Raw genomic sequence first — 17376 nt, forward strand, 5'->3', positions numbered from 1 at the left:
TCCTTCTGTCATGCCTACTGGTTTCGCAACCAGGTCCCACGGATATAAATGCCGCCGTCGCCAACGCGACGCAGCCCGATCATCACCCACGGATCGCCGAGATCCGCCGTGCCCTCCGAGTGGACATTGACCGCGCCGAATTCGACGACGCCGCTCGCCCAGCGCACCTGCGCGCCCGCGCCTGCCTTGCCAGCGAGAACGGTGGACAGATAGCCGCCGTACGCGGCGCCGTAGACGTCGCCGTTTGTCGCTACCCAGGCGCCTCCGTTCGCGATCCGCACGATGCCGGCGAAGGTCACATTGCCGCCGTTGTCCAGGGTGGCCGGGATGCTGTTGTAGTCGCTGTTGACCCACTCCATGCCGCCACCGCCTGCGCGTCCACGCATGAACATCGCCATGCCGTCGGTACTCTTCAGGCCGATCTCGCCGTATGTGCCGGGCTGGGTCAGCAGTAGCCGCCCGGTCAGCGTGCCGCCGGCCGTGCTGAGTTTGCTGGCCGGATCGAAATTCCAGCCGCCCCATACCGTCTTGCCGTCACTGCGCGCGATCTCGTTACGCCCAAACGACCATGCGTTGGTGCGCCCATCGATATGGAAAACGATGGCCGGCTCCGATGTGACCGTGCCCCCTTCGTACGCGTCGATCGCCGCGAAATGCCGGCCGCCCCATCGCGTCCAGCGCATGCCCATATAGGCCGCGCCTGTGTTAGGCGCATCGACCTGCACAGCGGGAATACGCGCGGGCGTTGAATTCCAGTCCGCAAAACCACCACCGTTCTCGCCGGTCGAATGGAACACGCCATTCGCGCCCGTTCCCGCCTTAACGTTCGACAGGAGCGGGCGCTGGGTCGAGACGACGTCGGTGCCGAAGCGCATTGTCTCGGCGCCGTTGTTAGTGATCGCGAATACGCCGTCGGTCACGTGAAAGAAACCCGTATCGGGCGCACCGTCATTGGCAAAGGTCAGCGAAGGCAAAGTCACTGTGCCTGCGTCGAGGTAGATGACCTTGCCCGTGTTGAGCCTGAGGTCGCCGTTCAGCAATCCGCCGCTGTTCGTATCGAGCGGACTCAGGTTGCCCGAGTGCCAGACATAGCTGTTTCCGATGCGGATGTTCTTCTGCGCGAAGTTCCACGCCCACTGCCCGTGTGTCGGCGAATACCAGCCCGCCTCCTGATCGTTTGCATAGAGGTACCCGTCATTGGGACCTAGCAGGATCTGCCCCTCACCGCCTGCGCGGTTGATCGACAGGCCCGTGTTGACGTCCGCGCCCCGGTTCAGGATCACGCGCCCCGTGTCGCGCCGGATCATGAACGGGTTCCACAGGTAGCCGCCCTGATCGTTGAACGCCTGAATATAAAAATCCGTGCCCACGTTCGAGCCGTTGCCGGGCTCGCCCGTGGCGTCACCGAAAATCTTCCAGCGTAGCGTCGCACCGCTCTGGATCTGGATTTCGCGCTGCGTGCCAGCGTCGCCGCGCAAGGCCAGAGGCCTCGCGTTCTTCAGCGTCACCGATCCGCCGAACGTGGTGGACGCTCCCGTTTCGTCGATGTTCACCGCGCCCGTGGACAGGTTCCAGAAGATTGGCCGGAAGCTGTTGTAACCGCCGTAGAGGTCACCCGCGTTCGTCTGCAGCAGATAGGCGGCGTTGCCGTCGTTGCGCAGGAATACGCCGTACGCGCCCGTGACCGCGCGAAACGCGTTGACCGAGCCCGACTGGATCTCGCCCGTAAAGCGGGCGTCGCCCTTGCCCTGCACAATGCTCGATCCGTCATCATCGGCCGTCCCGAACAGCACGCGCCCGGAAGGCAGCACGCGCACGCGGGTCGCACCACCGCCGGCCACGATGTCGACGAGACCGGAAGCGTTTTCCGAGCCGATCGACATGTGGCCGTTCGTACGCAACCACGACACACCCGACTGGGCTGCGATCCACGCCGTGGTTTCGCCCTTGCCGAACGTCACCGAGCCCTGCAACAGCGACGCACCCTCGACCGCCAGATCCTTCGTGGAAACGAGGCCGGCCACACGGGGCGCACCCCACTGTCCGGGATTCTGGTCGGGCGTACTGTTCGAGCCCGCAAGAATTGCGCGATACAGCAGACCGCCCTGCTGCACGAGCGCGTCGACCGGATAGAGCACTTTCGGGGACCAGGGCGGGATGCCCGTCGCCCTTAGCCAGGCCGTCCGGTTGCCCAGCTGCTTCGCCTGCACGTTGTCGATGCCGTCAGGTCCCCCCATTACCGGGTCGGACGTTTCGAACTGATAGATACCGTCTTCCCACCGCTGCACTTCCACAAGATCGGTCATGTGGTTTTACTCCTCTGTTCTGCAATCGTTCTTACCTACCGGCAGCGGCAACGTATTCGAGCTTCGCCAGCCGGCTGCGTGCGGGGGCGTAGCGCTCCACGGCCGCACGCAGGCGCGCGGCCTGCTCATCGGTCACCGGCTGGTGCAGCTTGACGATGTACTCGGCCCACGCACTACGCGAGCCATGCAGGTAGTCGCCGTTACGCGTGATCGAGCCATCGCGCCGACGGGCAAGCCGCCCCTCGATCAGCGTCACCTCGCCGAAGCCGAGCCGCCGGATCACTTCGCGCACCGCCCACGCCGTGCCCTTCTTACGGTGGAGTTCAAGCGAGCCCTTGATCAGGGATCGTTTCGCTTCGTCCGAGTCCGCGAGTTCCCAGCCGTCGACCGCGAGCGCCCAGGCGAGCCACGGCAGCCAGCCGGACGGACAGCGATCCGCATCCCAAAGGGTGCGAAGGATCTCCGGATCGACCTTGGGCTCCATCACGCGGGCAAGCGCCGCTTCGAGCGGCGTCTGATTTGCGGGCAGGAGCGGCTCACGCATACGCCGCGTCGGTGGCTTGCCAGTTGGATCTGACATCACGCCTCCTTCGGATTCAGTCTGATCTGCGTGCAATTGGCGAACTGGTGGCGCTGGCACACGACGGACGCTGACGGCGAGATCAGCTCCACGTCTTCGACGCCGGAGCCCGGCGGATGTAGCGCCCCGAAGATCGCCGACAGCGACATGCCTGCGCCGAGCTTGCGCGCCTTCGCTACGGCAAGTTCCAGCGCCTCAAGCCGGGCCTTGAGCACGACGTCAGGATCCGGCCCCTCGCCGATGTACAGATCAGCCTCGATGGCGAAGTCGAGCGGGGCTGAAGCCGCCGTGATCACCGTGTCATTGAGCGGGCGCACGTCTTCGGGCGAGACCGCATTGCGTACGCGCTCGAGCAGCGCCTGATCCGGCACGCCGTTGCCCTTCGCCGAGAGCAGCGTCAGGCGGACCGTGCCCGCTTCGGGCTGGTCGACCGACACGTCCAGCACATCCGGCGACGCGTTCATCGCGAGCGCCACGTACGCGCCCGAGGGGCCCGCGACGGTCGCCGTTTCCATCGACATCTGCGTGCGCAGCTTGAGCCGCTCGTCGCCTTCGAAGACCGGCGCGACCGGAGGATTCGCGGACGGATCACCGGGGTCGACCGTGGCGCGTTCGATATCGAAGAGCACGGAGAGGTGTTCGAGATCCGCACCGGTCGAGAACGCGAGCATGACCGCCTTGGCGGCGTCATTGATACGCGCACGCAATCGCACCTCGCGGTATGCGGCGAGCTCGATCAGCTTGACGACCGGATCGGATTCGAGCGCCGCGCTCCAGTCTTCGTATATCGACCGGAAATGCGCGAGCTTCTCCTGATAGATATCCTCGAAATCGAGCGTATCGACCAGGTCCGGTGGGTCGATTGCGGTCAGATCAATGGTTGTCACGTACTCACCTCAAAAACAGTGTCGTCACCCGCGTAGATACCGGCCAGGCGAAACGTCACGGCCCCGCCGACCACCGACACCACCGTCACGCGCGAGAGCCTGATCCGCGGTTCCCAGCGCCCGATCGCCCGCGCCGCTTCAGCCTGCACGGCCGAGATCCAGCCTCGCGTAACGGGCAGATCGACCATGGCGGGAATGTCACTACCGTAGTCGGGCCGCTCGCGACGCGTGCCCCGTCGGGTGGACAGGATGTCGCCGATGCTCTGCCGCAGGTGGTCGAGCCCGCCTAGTGGCGCACCCGTTGTGCGGTTCATGCCGGTGAGTGCCATCAGCGTGCATCGCCGGCATCGTCGCTGAGACGCTCAAAATCGGTGTGCCGTTCGATCTCCGCAATCTGCTGCGCGAGGGTCACCGTAATCCGGCTGTTGACGACCGGCGCGGTGCTGCCGTCGACGAACACGAATGTGCGTGAGCGAAACATGCGATCGCGGAAAATCACCGGCATCGACGCATCGACTTGCGCACGAACGTAAGCAGCGGCGGCAACAGGCTCTTTCGGCATAAGGAAACTCCAATAAAAAAGCCTCGCATCCGCGAGGCCAAAGTAGCTTTTCTGTCCAAATCTGACGCACACGCAAGGTCAGCGACCTCCTGTATGCTTTTATGGTTGTTAGAACAATATTTCCCAAATCATGATTACGACCTCCAACATTGAAAATTTTGATCTACTCACGGCGAGGATCTTCGCGTCGCTCTACGAAAATTTTCCGGTGGGTATCTCACTGCAAGCATCCAAGTACGGTGTCGACGTAGACAAAGCGTTTGCTGACTTTAGTGACATCGATGGACCCACATTTAAGGCACTGAACTTCTTCTGCGCGACCGTGCGCTGGCTTTCATCAGCCGGCTACATCGAATTCGAAACCGAGACCAACGGGGGCGTATTCTTCGACGCAACGCTAACTTCCAAGGGACTGGAGGTGCTGAAGGCCACCCCTGCGTCCCTAGACAATACGCCCGACGGCACCAAGACAATCGGGGAATACCTCGTAGACGGTGCGAAGAACGGCGTCACTGAGGCGATGAAAAAAGGCGTCACTTACGCGCTTTCAACTGGCGCGTCGCTCGCATGGAACGCGGTACTTACTGCGGTTCGCTAGCCAACCGGCGGACTCACGAGATTGCCGTCGCCCTCTTCCCGGTGCTGGTGCTTCGGCAGCGACACACCCTGCGAGGTCACCTCGCCCGTGAAATGCGCCTCGCCGTCGATCTCCGAGGCCGGGCCGCCTTCACTATTGCTGCCCGTCATGCCGCCCTGAAACGTCAGGCGCTTGACGGTCGTGCTGTTGCCGGTGAAGGTCGAGTCTGGCGCATCGACCAGCAGCTTCGGCGTGCTCTGCGTAATGCCCTGCGCTGTCAGTTCCATCTGCGTGCCACCGATGCGGAACACGATGCGCCCTCCCGCCGGCACCGAGAACACATACTCGTGCGCGTCGTGGTCGTAGTGCTCATGCGCGCCATCCGGATAGTCCGTCGCGGTCAGGTTCGCAGCATGACCGTTCGCACTTCCGTGCGTGTCGCTGTAAAAGCCAGCCAGCACAAAACCGGCGGCAAGCGTGCCCGATGGCGCCAGCACCACCGCCTGTTCTCCGACGGACGGCGGACACCATGTCCGCACGCGACCAGCGGCAAATGTCTTCCACGGCAGAAGCGCACTGACCCATTCGCCATTGCGAACCCGGCACCGGGGCGGGTCGTATTGCACCTCGTCGATGTAGCCCGCCTGGACGATGTTCGCGATCAGCCGGTCCATCTCGCCGATGTCGTAATCGCTCATGCACGCTCACCCTGTTCGCCGTTCTCGCCGTGGAGGCCGACGTGATACAGATCCAGACTCGCCGGATCGACGTAGGCCGCCTCATGCGCAGCGCCCACGTCCGGACTGACGCCCCACACCACGGTCGATGCACGCGACCCATTACCCGGCGGGAGTGATGGAAGCGGGAACGCAGGGTCTGCCGCGTCGCCGGCATCGAATTCGTGCGTCCACTCGACCAGCCAGACGAGATACGCGTCCAGCTCGGGTTTGAATGGATCGTCGCCGATCTGCACCAGCTTTGCAGGAGTAACAGACGCGCCCCATGTCTCGCCGTGCACCGCGCACGCAATACGCGCGGCAAGCCGGCGCACCGCAAGGTCCGCATGCGGATCGAGCGGATCCACAATCGCGCGCGCCTGGAAACGTCCGATCAGCGACGTCTGCCCGGTGCCCGGATCGTGTCCCGGTTCCATCTCGGAGAGTTCGACCGCGATGCTGGGCGTCGGAATCCGCTTGCCGATACGCGGATAGGCATCGATCGGCGTGATGTCCGGCAGCCGTGCACGCAGCCCCGCGATCATCGCGTCGTGCAATTTCGTGAGGATGTCGGCGCGGTCGGCACCGCTGTGAGCCTCGTCAGCTACTTCACTAGTTACCCCGTCCACGACGCACACCTCCCAGTGCTTTCTGAATCTCATAGTTCACCTCCTGACGCAGGATTGTCATGAGGCGCTCCTCGCACATCCTTGCCGCCCGCCGGAACGCCGGGTCGCCTGTCTTCGACCAGTCCACGGTCACCACCTCGAACGGCGTGCGCGCTTTGCCCGTGCGCTGGTAAAGCGCACCATCTGGCTTCGCCTTCGTCTGCCGCCATGCGCCATCGAACGTGAAGCGCCCCGCACGCATGCCTTTTTTAGTCTCCCGCACCGAGCCGAGCCGGTGCGCCTCGATCGGGTTCAGACCGAGCCACACCTTGCCCGTATCAGCCGAGCGCATGAAGAAATAGAGGCGCTTCCTGATCGCCTTCTGCGGGATCTGCGTGCCCTTTGATACTTCCTTGCCGGTCTGGGTTTTGATCCACGCTGCGGTCTTGCGCAACGTGCGTCGCCACGCGGCCTGCATGGCCTGTGGCGACAAACCCTGCAGGGCGGCAGTGACCGCCCCGACATCGATCTCGACCTTCAGTGCGTCCATGCAACCACTCCCAGTCGAAGTTTCAGCGCGGCCGCAACAGCAGCACCGTCCAGCCCGTGCCGTCGGGTTGCAGTTCGAACACGACGTATGAATCGCGTCCGACGGTCACGACACTGCCCTCTGCTACCCGCACGGCCTCGGCATCGCGCACGCTCACCTGCGGGTGTTCCAGCTGCGTACGCTGCCGCCCGAGATCCGGACCGACCCACGGCGCGGCGAACATGCCGCGCACCTGCTCACCGTCGACGGTGATACCGTCGTCGGCGAGGTCTCGCACAATCGCATCGTCCAGCTCCACAACCAGGTCGCGGAAAGACACGGTCACTTGCCTGCGCGGATGCGAATGACGGCTTTGGGGCGAGTACACAGATGGATCGGATTGGACTGCGCCTCGAGCTCGACGCCCTTGCCGAAGTCCATCAGTTCCTGCTTCGCGTAGTACGGCAGGCCGTTCGTGTTGACCGTTTCCATATAGTCGGCCGGCGCGAAACGCGTAATGAAAAGTTCCGGTACACCCTCGGGGACGGCCCACGCTTCGTCGTCAGCAACATAGCCGACATCGCCCACGCGCCCACGGTAGCGTTCGAAGGTGCAGCCGCCGAACTCGAACGTGTCGCGCGGATCGCCGCGCAACGCAGAAGCCATGGCGGTCGCGAGATACGTTTCCTTGATCGAGTCCATCACGATCAGGCGGCTCCAGAAGCCCCGGCCGCACAGCACCCGTACACCCGTAAAAGGCGTATTGCCGAGCGCATCTTCGATCGCGTCGAGCAATTCGAGACACTCCGTACGCAACGCCGTGCTCTTCTGATCCAGTACAAATTCGATCGCGGTCTGCGTAATCCCAAATTGCTTGAGCAGATCGGCCACGACCGACTTGCCGTCTGCATCGAGGATTTGCCCCTTGATCGCACCGATGCGGTGGAATTCGTGCGTCGCATCCAGCTGGCGGCGCATCTTCGCGAGGCGCTTGTTGACAACCGTCTGGATGGCTTCGAGTTCAGACTCGGAACCAAAGGCACGCAGGTTCTGGATTTCATCCGCGCCGATCGCCGCACGCTGCGGCAGGTGCACCGTGTTGAACGGGATCATGTTGCGCTTGCTGCCGACGACGATCGTGCCGGACGCACCGCGCTGGCCGGCCGGCACGAGCGCCAGCGTGTCGCCATCGCGCTCGATCTGCACCACCGTCGTGGTAATGCCCTCTTCCTCGAAGAGGCCGAGCGAGGCGAGGCGACTGGGCACCTGCGGCTGCTCGTTGATCGCAGCGCTGAGCGACGACAAGGAAAATGCGTCGTCATTGAGAAGGGCGATATCCGCCATGAGAAGCTCCTGACTGGAATGGATAGATAGATGGCGTGATGGGCGCTCAGCGCACGATCACGTAGTGCGCGGCGAGATCCACCCGCGCCGCAGCGTCGAGACCGGTGAGACGCTGCGCGGTGACCTCCGCAAGCCGAACGATGCCGACTGCCGCACGCGGCTCATCCGACGCGGCGAGCGGCCCGTAGAGAATCGCGGTGACGATCTCGGAGCCATCGGTCGCCGTGTTGCTATACGGCGCGAATTCGCCCGTGCCGGTCGTGCCAAGCAGCTGTCCTGCGGGTAACGCGTCGCCCTTCGCAACGACAATCTGTTCGCGGGAAATGCGGCCCGGCCCTTCCGACAGAAGAAACTCGCCGGTGAAAGTGCCCTGTGTCCTGATGCTATTCATACGGTCGCTCCTTTGCGCCTTGCTGGTCTGTCAAAGTGACTTTGGTCACTTCGCGTGCGGGTAACTTTGCCCATGCGTGCGGCCCTTGCGGGCCGCGTAGATCGACGAGGCACGTGGCCCCGCCGTGAGCGTGACGGCCCCGCCATTCGCACCGCTGCCGCCGGTATTCGGTTGCCGGCTGTTCACGCGGGGTTGCGCCTGCGTCACGCGATCAAAGAGACGCGCACGCACCTGATCGGCGTTCAGCCCGTCGCAGACGAACTGCGCGGTCAGTTCCGGCAGCTTTGCCGCGACACATAGCCCCGCGATCTCGGACGCGTTGCGCACGGCCGCGTCGATCGTTGCGCGATCCTTGAGGCCGGTGAGCGTGACAATGCTTTCCGCACACGCGGAAAGATTCGCCGTGCGGCACGCACTGAACACGTGCGCAGCAAGTACGCCAGGCGATTCAGGCTCGGGTGCGACGGGATCAGGTGTCGGGTCGGGCGTCGGAATGCGCGGTTGCTCGGGCTGATGCGGCGACGGTTCCGGTTTGCCGGCAGCCGGATCCAGAGCTTCGTCAACCAGCGCCTGAACCGGAGACGGCGCAGTCGGGAACCGCGCGAGCAGCCCTGCCGCGCGCACGCTCGCAGACAGCTTCACCGGCGCTTCTATCTCATCAGCAAAGCCCGCCTCCTTCGCTTCGGCCGCCGTCATCCACGTTTCGGCGTCGAGCATCGCGGTGAGTTCTTCGTCGCTCTTGCCGCTCTTGTTGCGGTACGCAGCGAGAATGCCGTCGCGCGCCTTGTCCATCGAGTCCGCCGTCGCGCGCAGATCCGTCGACGTACCAGCGGCGACCGTCCACGGGTTATGAATCATGAGCATCGCGTTCTCGGGCATGACAACGCGGTCGCCGGCCATCGTGACCAGCGAGGCAGCGGATGCGGCGACACCGTCCACCCGTGTGGTCACGCGGCCCGCGTACCGGCGCAGCGCGTTGTAGATCGCGAAGGCGTCGAACACGTCGCCACCCGGCGAATTGATCGCCACGACGATTTCATCCGCGCCCGCAGCCACTTCATCGAGCCGTGCCACGAAGGTCTTCGCGTCCGTACCCCAGAAGCCGATCTCGTCATAGATCCGGATCTCGGCCACCGAGGTGCCCTGCGCGTTCGTGAGCGCGCGGATATCCCACCACTTACGGTTTTTCATCTGCTGTTCCTGTCTTTGAAGGGGGCGTGTTTCGTGCATCGCCTGGGCTGTCATCGGCAACATCGCCCGCAATATCACGCGAGCGTGGATCCGTGTCGTAGCGCAGACCGAGTGCATCGGCACGCGCGTTGTCGGCCGCGTTCTCCTGATCCACCTGCTCCGGGTCCTCGCCCTGCTTCAGGATCGACGCCGAGCGGCTCGTCAGGCCCGAGCGGATCGCGAGCTTCTGCGCGTTCACGTCCTGCACCGGATGGATGTACGGCCAGCCCTGCGGCACCCAGCGCACGCGCAGGTACTCGCGGCGCGTACGATGGAAATCCGGCATGTCCATCGCGCCCGACAGCACACAGGCATCGACCCACCACGCCCATACGCGGCGACAATACTGGTGAATAAAAATGTTCCACTGCACCTGCTCGACCGAACGCCGGAACTCATTCAGCAGCACCCGCAGCACGCGGTCACTGACCTCGCGCAGGTCGCCCGTGAGGATTTCGTACGGCATGCCAACGGACGCTGCGGCGGCCATGAGTTGCTGCCGCATGAAAGGGCTATAGTCGGCACCTGCGCCCGGCGGCGTCGCGAAACGCATGTCTTCGCCAGGCGCGAGTTCCTGCACGGTCCCGGGTTCGAGCGATACCACCGGCGAGAAACCGTCCGTATCGAAAGTGAGGCCGTCGCCCGTCACTGGGTCACCCGGCAGGCCGGGCTCCGTGTCAGGCTTCACAAGAAACCCCGCAAAGAGATTGCTGATCTCCTGGCGGAACAGCACCGCGTCGTCGAAGTTATCGAGCGAGTGCAACCGCAGCAGCACCGTCGACAGTTCGGGCACGCCGCGCACCTGGCCGGCGCGCAACGGCTGGAACACGTGCGCGATGTCGTCGGCCGGCACCGGCGTCGTCAGCAGCGAACCGGACGATGCCCGGCTGTATTCACCCGGATGACGCCGCAGCAGGTGGTAGGCCACACGCTGGTCGTCGCCATCGAACTCCACGCCGCTGACGATCTCGCCGCCACGGGGCTGCACTTCGTTTTTGTCGACCGGCAGCATGTCGGCCTCGAGTACCTGCAACTGCATCGGCACGGACAGCGAACCGTCGAGCCGACGGATCCTGCGCCGCAACAGGACCTCGCCGTCACCAAAGAACGCGCGCGCGGCAAGCGTCTGCTGGCCATAGAAATCGAGCAGGCCATCCGCGTCCGACTCGCTCACCCAGTCGTCCCACAACTGCTTCTGCTGCCGGCGGATCACCGGATCAGGATGCTGGGGGTGCGGCTGGATGCCTGTGCCGATCGTGTTCGACACGAGCCGCGAGATCGCGGTCTTCGCCCATGGATCGTTGCGGATCGCATCGCGCGCGCGGCTGCGCAGCAGCGGCAGGTTCTGCACGGCGGCCGCATTCGGCCCGGCGCGCGAGGTCTGCCACGACCGGCCGCGTGCGCCGGAAGATCCTGCCGCCTCATAGGCCGATGCCTTCAGACGGGTCGGCATCACGAACCCACGTCGTGCGAGCGACGGATAAACGACCGAACCCGCGCTCTTCATCGGATCCCCTTGCCGCCGTGTCGCAGCCTGAACACGCGCGAGCGCGGATTGGCGCGATCAAGTGCGCGGACGATCTCCGTCTGCGCTTCCCGCAACTCGGCGATACTGCGATAGCGGACCTTGCGATCCGCGTACTGCACCTCCAGCTCGCCCTTTGCAATGGCGGACTGGATGCGGGCAAGATCTGCTGCGGTATAGGCCATGCGTTGCTCCAGAAAAAAATGTTCAACTGCGCGGTTACCTGCGCTTCAGATACGCCGAGCGACCCGTGCGCCGCCCCTGAAAACGCGAAACCCCGCTCGATGGCGGGGTTCCGGGTGGGGGGTGTTGCGGTGCGGTGATCACCGAGTTGGTCACCGCTGGCGGGGCGTGAGGCGGCTTGTCTGGTTCAGCGGCTTCTGCTTCAGGCGCGGTTGCCTCGTTCATATCAGGACCCACAATATCTCCCGCTACCGGCAGGCCTGTCGCCACCGGTATCGTGTCAAACAGCGATGCCTGCGCGAGCCGGTTCTGCTCGAGCATCCAGTGCGCCTCTGTCATGAGGTGCGTCTTGATGCTGCGCGCCGCGTGCAACGCGTACACCTCACAATCCAGCGCCTCGTTGCGCGCGCCCGCCTTCTTCTGCCAGACGCGCTTGCCGCCGATGCGCCCCGGCACTTTCACTTCCGCCGTCAGCTGGTGCAGGTAATCGGCCCGCACGCCCTGATACCAGTGCAGACGCCCGGGACCATCGCCTTCGAGCTTGAGCCGGTTGTCGAGGATCAGGTCTTTTGCCTTGCTCACGCCCACCATGTAAGGGCGCAGGCCGTACTTCGCCGCCTTGCTGTTGTTGCGCACGGAGTCGACCGAGGCCTTCGGCACACTGAAGACTTCGGCCCCGACATCCTTCGCACCCTTGATCGCCATGATGTTGATGCCTCGCTTCTGCGCGACACGCACATAGCGATACACCGCATCTGAGGTCGAGCCGTCCGACGAGTCGATCGACGCCGCACGGATGCGCAAAACCCAGCCGTTTGCATGACGATAGCCCTGCGTGAGCAGTTCCGTCAGTGCGCCCCATACGCCACCGCCCATCGGATCGGTACCCTGTTCGAGCACGTTGCCGTAAATCTCGTCCCACAGGACGAGCCAGCTTTCCTCCCCACGGCCCCATGCGCGCAGCACCACCGCGATCCGGTCGTGCTGCACGTCAATACCGATCGTGAGCAGCAGCGCGCGAGACGGCACCGTGAAGACGGGATAGTCGAGCGCACGCGCCGCGAGCAGTTCGATCTCAGGGATGTCGCTCTCGTACCGGTACGGACGCCCTTCAGTGTTGTTCACGAACGAGCGCATCTTCGTGTCGTCACCGGCACGCAGCGCCTTCTCCGCGACGAGCCGCTTTTTGACCAGCTCGGCCATGCGTGAGCCCGGAAACGGCGACACCAGTTCATTCAGCCGGAAGCCGGCCACGCCGTGAAACGCCGCGGTTGCCTGCCAGCGCCCACGACGCACCGCGCGAAAGCGCGCAGTGTCGTCCCACAGGCTGCCGCAGAACGGACAGGTGTAACGAGCCGATTCGGGACGCGCGAGGCCGAACACCTCGTGCGGCTTCTCCGCATCCTCACTCCACGTGACGTTGTCCCACGCGAGTTCATGTTCCTCGCCACAATCCGGACACGGCACCAGATACCGCCGCTGGTCCGACGCCTCATACGCCTGTGCAATGCGCGAGAAGCCATCGACCGTGGGCGTACCACCGAAGATCACCTTGCGGCGACTGTCCGAATAACTCTTGTTGCGCTCCTCGAGCAGCGTGATTGAATCGCCCTGCTCGCGCACGTTCTGGTTCGCGTCGTCCGGTTCTTCGACAGCGACCACAGGTGCCGGCGTCGACTTCACATCGTCCGGTGCGTTGGACGTGATGAACTTCACGAACCCGCGCGCGAACGTCTTGTGATCCCACAGGTTGTTCCTGTCACGCCCGGCTTTCACCGGCAGTTTGGCCAGCAGGCGCGGCGTGACTTCGACCATCGGCTCGAATTTTTCGAGATTGAATTTCTTGGCTGACTTCTCTTTCGCGAACATGATGATCATCGGGCACGGATCGATATCGATCCGCCGTCCGATGTAGTTCAGCAGCACGCCATCGGTCCACGCGACCTGCGCCGACTTCATGCACACGATCTTCTGCACGCGCGGATCATCGAGCGCTGCATGCATACCGAGGACCCACGGCGTGATGTCCGGGTTGTAGCGGCCGGGACTCGCGGCAGCCTTCGCGCTTAAGCGTCGATGCCGGCGTGCCCATTCAGTCGTCGAAAGCTTCTCCCCCGGCTTCAGCAGGCTCGCTAGGCGCCTCAGCACCGCGTGCACCGTCTGGCTCGTATCGAGCCAACTGTTCAAGGCATCCATTGATATGCCCATTCAGGATTTCGACATCGATCTCGATACCGTAGAGCGTGCGTAACTCCTGGACCAGCTTGTCCGGAAGAGAAACGAGCTCGGATTGGAATGCGCTGACCATCTGACCATAGGCGCGTTCCAGCTGCTCCGCGTTGACCAGTTGTCCCTTCTTCTCGGCGAGCGTGAGGATCTTGATCTCGCGCTCTACCCGCTCGGTCATCGCACGCTCGGTCGCGAGGTCGTACCCGCCATCGCCCACCCGGCCCGCCGCGATACCGCGCAGGTGCCGGATGTATTCAACGCGGATCTCATCCATCAACGCCTGCCGGTAGTCGATGCCGAGCTTCTCGACAAGACGCGAGACGGCTGACTGGTCGAGGTCGAGGTGATCCGCAATCTGCTGCTGGGTTGGCATGAATATGACCCCCCTTGGAAAATCGCCAGTAGAGAAAAAACGCGGGTGTGAGCCCCCGTGTCTCCAGCGGCCATAGGGTCCCCGGCCGGTTTGCATCCGCGCCACGCCGGTCTGGTGGCAAAGACAGAACGCAAAAAAGCCCCGGCGCAGGAGCGGCGAGGCTTCAGTTTCTTCCGGACGTGCGGCGACCCGGAACAGGCCGCGTCACTCGGTAAATACCGGAATCAAGTTGTAAGGCCGAAGTGTAGTTGAGCTATTTCATTTCTGCAAGCGTCTGCGTGACGGGTTGGGGTTGATCGTCGTACTGATCATCATGCCGGCCACCGCATCGACTATCGCGTTGGCCATCGAGCCGGTCGATGATGGCCTGCATCGACACGTACTCGCGCTTCGGTTCACGCGTCGACTCAAGCAACTTTTCTCCGATCGCACGCTTCGCATGCGCGAGCGCCAGATCGAAGATCGACGTGGGCCGCACCTTCAGCTTGAGTCGCCGACAGATGAAGACCGGCGATGCGCCCCACACGAAGTGCATCTGCAGCATCTTGCGATCAAGCGGCATCAGCCGCTGCCACGCGCGCTCGACCTTCTGCGCATCGTCGGTGTCGAGCGCCGAGCTGACGGTGCGACCGCCCACGTTCGGAAAATAGATCGACGCGACCAGCGTATCGCCGTGGCCACTGCCCCCGCGCATCGCCTTCGCCCAGTTGTTCAAACGTTCATCCAGCGTCATGAGTTGTTCCCCGTTCAGTCTTCGTACTGGCCGATGTGTGCCCGGCAATAGCCACGCCGGGATGAGCCGGCACCGATGATGGTGGTCGCGATCCGCGTGCAGCGGCATCCGCCTTCGGCGTGCCCGCATTGCCGGTCGTCGGCCTGCGCCGATGTATCGCCCGTTGATGCATTGCCCGACGCCGCTTTCGCCGCGAGTGCATCGTTGCGCCGACGCCGGATTTCGTCCCAGTTCTTGCGCAGCCGTGCGGGCGAGACCATTACCTTCGACCAGAACCGGTCGCGATCAGCCCAGCCGAACAGGCCGGCAATATGGCGCGCATCGCGCCCGTCGACCTGCAACATCTGCCGGATCTCTGCCACCCACGCCGGCATGTCCGGCATCCCGAAGTCCGGCAGCCGTACACGGATACGCGCCAGCATCCAGGCCGCAAGCGACTCTGCTGTGCTGGCTTCATGGGCTACCGCATGGGCTAACTCACCTGCCTCGCCTTGCCGTTGGACTTCGCTGAAATCCTCTCTCTGCCCAGCTATGGCTTCGTTCACCACCGTGGGTTGAGGTTTAGAGAGGTTTTTATATGTACTTCTGTTTACTGGTTTACTAGTTGGAACGTGGTTCAGGTAACTTTGCGAATCCGCCGTCTCTATGGCGTCTCCCGCGAGATGTTCCGGCTGCCCGCCGGAACGTCGTTCGGGTAATGCAGCGGGTTCACCCGAACGACGTTCGTGATTGCCTGTTTGATGTGCAACACCGGAACGTGGTTCGGAGTTGCCGAAGTTTTCAGCAACAACGGAATCAGGTTCCGGATGAGGTTCCTGTGCGCCGGCAGCAAGATCGAAGTCGATGACATCGCGCTGGCGCAATGCGATCTCCTTCGGCACCGACAGCCGGTAATGCGCGTGCGCCCAGCGGCGTGCCGGCCGGCGCGAGCGCCAGCGCGTGAGCCAGCCGTTGCTCTCGGCGACCACCAGGTGGTTGCTCACACAGCGCTCGGACAGGCTCGCCTTGCCCGCGATCGTGCCGATCGACGGCCAGCAGATGTCGTCCATCGCGTTCGCGTACTCGGCAATCACGAACAGGACCAGCTTGGTCGTCGACGGCAGATCGCTCTCCGTCATCGCGCGTCGCCAGGTGAAGAATGGGGAAACAGTCGTCATAGGTCAGTTGCTCAATCTTTGATGCTTGAATCTCAATAGCCCGCGTCCGGCTCCGAAAAATTCTCGAACCGGGTAATGGCGTTCTGGAATGCGAGGCGCACGGTGCCGATCGGCCCGTTGCGCTGCTTTGCGATAATGATTTCGGCCGTGCCCCTGTCGGGGCTGTCCGGGTTGTAGACTTCGTCGCGATAGATGAAGAGGATCACGTCCGCGTCCTGTTCGATCGAACCCGATTCGCGCAGATCGGACATCACCGGGCGCTTGTTGGGCCGCTGTTCGAGGCCGCGGTTAAGCTGGGACAGCGCGATAACCGGCACGCGCAGTTCGGTGGCGATCTGCTTCAGCGCCCGCGAAATGCTGCTCACCTCAACCGCACGCATTTCCGGATTCGCACCATCGCCCGACATCAGTTGCAGATAGTCGATCACGACAATGCCAAGCTGGCCGCACTCGCGATGCAGGCGTCTGAGCCGGGTCTTGAGCATCGATGGCGTAAGCGACGCGCCTTCCAGCATCCGGATGTCCGCGCCGGACATGACCTGCACGCCGTGAGTGACACGCGACCAGTCTTCTTCGTCAAGCGTGCCCGTGCGCAGGCGATGCTGGTTCACTCGCGAGACCGACGCGAGCATGCGCGTCACCAGTTGCTCCTCAGGCATTTCCATCGACACAACCGCTGCCGGCAGTTGCAGGCGCGCGGCGACGTGTTCGGCGATGTTCATGGCGAACGAGGTCTTGCCCATCGACGGCCTGCCGCCGACGATGATGAGCTCGCCTTCGTGCATGCCGTCGAGGCGCCGGTCGAGATCGTCGAAGCCGGTTGCGGTCCCGGTGACGCCGCGTTTATCTTCGCGCTGGGACAGTTCGTCGATCCGCTCGAGCACGCGGGCCAAAGTACCTTGCATCGGCCTGAAACCGTCGTCCTTGCGCCGCTCGGTGTCGGACAGTCGCAGGAAGGAGGCTTGCGCCTGGTCGATGATTTCCGACACCTCGCGCCCGCCCGTGTGGTGACACAGGTCGATCACCTGACGGGCCGTGCGCAGGCACCCGCGCAGCATCGACCGGTTACGCACGATCTCGGCGTACCGCACGATGTTCGCCGCGCTCGGTGTCGACTGGACGAGCTCGTTGAGGTACTGCAACGGGCGCTTGATCTTCGCGCCCGTTGACTGCAATCGCTCGAAGACCGTCACCACATCCGCCTGCTGCGCGGCGAGTATCAGGCCGCTGATCGCCTGGAAGATGACGCGGTTTTCAGTCAGCGTGAAATCATCGATCGCGACCATGTCGCCGATCCGGTCATACACGCTGTTATCCAGCAGCAACGCACCCAGCACCGCGTGTTCAGATTCGATCGACGCAATGGGCCCGGTGGGTCCTGTAGGGGCGTGCGCTTCCAATGGGTCGAGTGCGCCCATGGTTCTCCGTGATATTCGGTGGGTTCGT

20 protein-coding genes are annotated in these 17376 nt (G+C 63.6%); 1 reads left to right on the forward strand and 19 read right to left on the reverse strand.

All coding sequences use genetic code 11. The annotated features are described in order from the left end of the window. Positions 1-14: 14 nt before the first annotated feature. From FA94_RS14110 to FA94_RS14130, 5 genes are read right to left on the reverse strand one after another with little or no spacing between them, the layout of a single operon-like run. Positions 15-2306 carry a phage tail fiber protein gene (locus tag FA94_RS14110; RefSeq protein ID WP_035552107.1) on the reverse strand — a complete coding sequence of 764 codons (2292 nt, stop codon included), beginning with the start codon at positions 2304-2306 and terminating at the stop codon, positions 15-17. Between the two features lie 31 nt (positions 2307-2337). Next, on the reverse strand, positions 2338-2850 hold the full coding sequence (locus FA94_RS14115) for a phage tail protein I (protein ID WP_035562111.1): 513 nt from the start codon (positions 2848-2850) through the stop codon (positions 2338-2340). Positions 2851-2885: 35 nt separating this feature from the next. Then, positions 2886-3773, reverse strand: coding sequence for a baseplate assembly protein (locus tag FA94_RS14120; protein ID WP_035552110.1), 888 nt, complete (start codon positions 3771-3773; stop codon positions 2886-2888). Beyond that, on the reverse strand, positions 3770-4102 hold the full coding sequence (locus tag FA94_RS14125) for a GPW/gp25 family protein (RefSeq protein WP_035552113.1): 333 nt from the start codon (positions 4100-4102) through the stop codon (positions 3770-3772). The genes FA94_RS14120 and FA94_RS14125 overlap by 4 nt, the downstream gene beginning before the upstream one ends. Next, on the reverse strand, positions 4102-4335 hold the full coding sequence (locus FA94_RS14130; RefSeq protein ID WP_035552116.1) for a hypothetical protein: 234 nt from the start codon (positions 4333-4335) through the stop codon (positions 4102-4104). Before FA94_RS14130 ends, FA94_RS14125 begins: the two co-directional genes overlap by 1 nt. A 130-nt stretch (positions 4336-4465) precedes the next feature. On the opposite strand from FA94_RS14130, the gene FA94_RS14135 reads away from it, so the two are divergent. Then, complete coding sequence (locus FA94_RS14135) at positions 4466-4933, forward strand: hypothetical protein (protein WP_035552118.1); 468 nt, start codon at positions 4466-4468, stop codon at positions 4931-4933. Here the strand turns inward: FA94_RS14135 and FA94_RS14140 are convergent. The 14 genes from FA94_RS14140 to dnaB all read right to left on the reverse strand — a co-directional run bounded on the left by FA94_RS14140 (position 4930) and on the right by dnaB (position 17348). Continuing rightward, on the reverse strand, positions 4930-5610 hold the full coding sequence (locus tag FA94_RS14140; RefSeq protein ID WP_035552120.1) for a phage baseplate assembly protein V: 681 nt from the start codon (positions 5608-5610) through the stop codon (positions 4930-4932). The genes FA94_RS14135 and FA94_RS14140 overlap by 4 nt on opposite strands. Beyond that, positions 5607-6173 (reverse strand): hypothetical protein, encoded by a 567-nt coding sequence (locus FA94_RS14145; protein ID WP_063771779.1) that lies wholly within the window; start codon positions 6171-6173, stop codon positions 5607-5609. Before FA94_RS14145 ends, FA94_RS14140 begins: the two co-directional genes overlap by 4 nt. A 67-nt stretch (positions 6174-6240) precedes the next feature. Continuing rightward, a complete protein-coding gene (locus tag FA94_RS14150; RefSeq protein WP_035552123.1) occupies positions 6241-6786 on the reverse strand; it encodes a phage tail protein in 546 nt (181 codons plus the stop codon). Between the two features lie 22 nt (positions 6787-6808). Next, the gene (locus FA94_RS14155; RefSeq protein ID WP_035552126.1) at positions 6809-7105 is read right to left on the reverse strand and encodes a head-tail joining protein; all 297 of its coding nucleotides are present in this window, start codon (positions 7103-7105) and stop codon (positions 6809-6811) included. Positions 7106-7107: 2 nt separating this feature from the next. Beyond that, positions 7108-8109 (reverse strand): major capsid protein, encoded by a 1002-nt coding sequence (locus FA94_RS14160; protein ID WP_035552129.1) that lies wholly within the window; start codon positions 8107-8109, stop codon positions 7108-7110. A gap of 46 nt (positions 8110-8155) precedes the next feature. Beyond that, entirely contained in the window at positions 8156-8500 is a 345-nt protein-coding gene (locus FA94_RS14165) for a head decoration protein (RefSeq protein ID WP_035552131.1), read from the reverse strand. Positions 8501-8545: 45 nt separating this feature from the next. Beyond that, positions 8546-9691: a head maturation protease, ClpP-related gene (locus tag FA94_RS14170; RefSeq protein ID WP_035552134.1), complete on the reverse strand. Its 1146-nt coding sequence runs from the start codon at positions 9689-9691 to the stop codon at positions 8546-8548. Continuing rightward, complete coding sequence (locus FA94_RS14175) at positions 9678-11237, reverse strand: phage portal protein (RefSeq protein WP_051980570.1); 1560 nt, start codon at positions 11235-11237, stop codon at positions 9678-9680. The genes FA94_RS14170 and FA94_RS14175 overlap by 14 nt, the downstream gene beginning before the upstream one ends. Continuing rightward, positions 11234-11440, reverse strand: coding sequence for a phage head-tail joining protein (locus FA94_RS14180; RefSeq protein ID WP_035546374.1), 207 nt, complete (start codon positions 11438-11440; stop codon positions 11234-11236). Before FA94_RS14180 ends, FA94_RS14175 begins: the two co-directional genes overlap by 4 nt. Positions 11441-11474: 34 nt before the next feature. Further along, positions 11475-13634: a phage terminase large subunit family protein gene (locus tag FA94_RS14185; protein ID WP_035552137.1), complete on the reverse strand. Its 2160-nt coding sequence runs from the start codon at positions 13632-13634 to the stop codon at positions 11475-11477. Continuing rightward, entirely contained in the window at positions 13531-14040 is a 510-nt protein-coding gene (locus FA94_RS14190) for a hypothetical protein (protein ID WP_051980571.1), read from the reverse strand. Before FA94_RS14190 ends, FA94_RS14185 begins: the two co-directional genes overlap by 104 nt. A 253-nt stretch (positions 14041-14293) precedes the next feature. After that, positions 14294-14773 (reverse strand): hypothetical protein, encoded by a 480-nt coding sequence (locus FA94_RS14195; RefSeq protein ID WP_063771780.1) that lies wholly within the window; start codon positions 14771-14773, stop codon positions 14294-14296. Between the two features lie 14 nt (positions 14774-14787). Continuing rightward, entirely contained in the window at positions 14788-15930 is a 1143-nt protein-coding gene (locus tag FA94_RS37560) for a helix-turn-helix domain-containing protein (protein ID WP_197070205.1), read from the reverse strand. Positions 15931-15962: 32 nt separating this feature from the next. After that, positions 15963-17348: a replicative DNA helicase gene (gene dnaB / locus FA94_RS14205; RefSeq protein WP_035552144.1), complete on the reverse strand. Its 1386-nt coding sequence runs from the start codon at positions 17346-17348 to the stop codon at positions 15963-15965. Positions 17349-17376: the final 28 nt, after the last annotated feature.

Source organism: Burkholderia sp. 9120, from assembly GCF_000745015.1.
Taxonomy (GTDB): domain Bacteria; phylum Pseudomonadota; class Gammaproteobacteria; order Burkholderiales; family Burkholderiaceae; genus Paraburkholderia.

Excerpts from the sequence above, each read along its gene's own strand:
- FA94_RS14110 (WP_035552107.1), bottom strand. The coding sequence starts at position 2,306 with ATGACCGATCTTGTGGAAGTGCAGCGGTGGGAAGACGGTATCTATCAG.
- FA94_RS14115 (WP_035562111.1), bottom strand. The coding sequence starts at position 2,850 with ATGCGTGAGCCGCTCCTGCCCGCAAATCAGACGCCGCTCGAAGCGGCG.
- FA94_RS14125 (WP_035552113.1), bottom strand. The coding sequence starts at position 4,102 with ATGGCACTCACCGGCATGAACCGCACAACGGGTGCGCCACTAGGCGGG.
- FA94_RS14130 (WP_035552116.1), bottom strand. The coding sequence starts at position 4,335 with ATGCCGAAAGAGCCTGTTGCCGCCGCTGCTTACGTTCGTGCGCAAGTC.
- FA94_RS14135 (WP_035552118.1), top strand. The coding sequence starts at position 4,466 with ATGATTACGACCTCCAACATTGAAAATTTTGATCTACTCACGGCGAGG.
- FA94_RS14140 (WP_035552120.1), bottom strand. The coding sequence starts at position 5,610 with ATGAGCGATTACGACATCGGCGAGATGGACCGGCTGATCGCGAACATC.
- FA94_RS14145 (WP_063771779.1), bottom strand. The coding sequence starts at position 6,173 with ATGATCGCGGGGCTGCGTGCACGGCTGCCGGACATCACGCCGATCGAT.
- FA94_RS14150 (WP_035552123.1), bottom strand. The coding sequence starts at position 6,786 with ATGGACGCACTGAAGGTCGAGATCGATGTCGGGGCGGTCACTGCCGCC.
- FA94_RS14160 (WP_035552129.1), bottom strand. The coding sequence starts at position 8,109 with ATGGCGGATATCGCCCTTCTCAATGACGACGCATTTTCCTTGTCGTCG.
- FA94_RS14165 (WP_035552131.1), bottom strand. The coding sequence starts at position 8,500 with ATGAATAGCATCAGGACACAGGGCACTTTCACCGGCGAGTTTCTTCTG.
- FA94_RS14170 (WP_035552134.1), bottom strand. The coding sequence starts at position 9,691 with ATGAAAAACCGTAAGTGGTGGGATATCCGCGCGCTCACGAACGCGCAG.
- FA94_RS14175 (WP_051980570.1), bottom strand. The coding sequence starts at position 11,237 with ATGAAGAGCGCGGGTTCGGTCGTTTATCCGTCGCTCGCACGACGTGGG.
- FA94_RS14180 (WP_035546374.1), bottom strand. The coding sequence starts at position 11,440 with ATGGCCTATACCGCAGCAGATCTTGCCCGCATCCAGTCCGCCATTGCA.
- FA94_RS14185 (WP_035552137.1), bottom strand. The coding sequence starts at position 13,634 with ATGGATGCCTTGAACAGTTGGCTCGATACGAGCCAGACGGTGCACGCG.
- FA94_RS14190 (WP_051980571.1), bottom strand. The coding sequence starts at position 14,040 with ATGCCAACCCAGCAGCAGATTGCGGATCACCTCGACCTCGACCAGTCA.
- FA94_RS14195 (WP_063771780.1), bottom strand. The coding sequence starts at position 14,773 with ATGACGCTGGATGAACGTTTGAACAACTGGGCGAAGGCGATGCGCGGG.
- FA94_RS37560 (WP_197070205.1), bottom strand. The coding sequence starts at position 15,930 with ATGACGACTGTTTCCCCATTCTTCACCTGGCGACGCGCGATGACGGAG.
- dnaB (WP_035552144.1), bottom strand. The coding sequence starts at position 17,348 with ATGGGCGCACTCGACCCATTGGAAGCGCACGCCCCTACAGGACCCACC.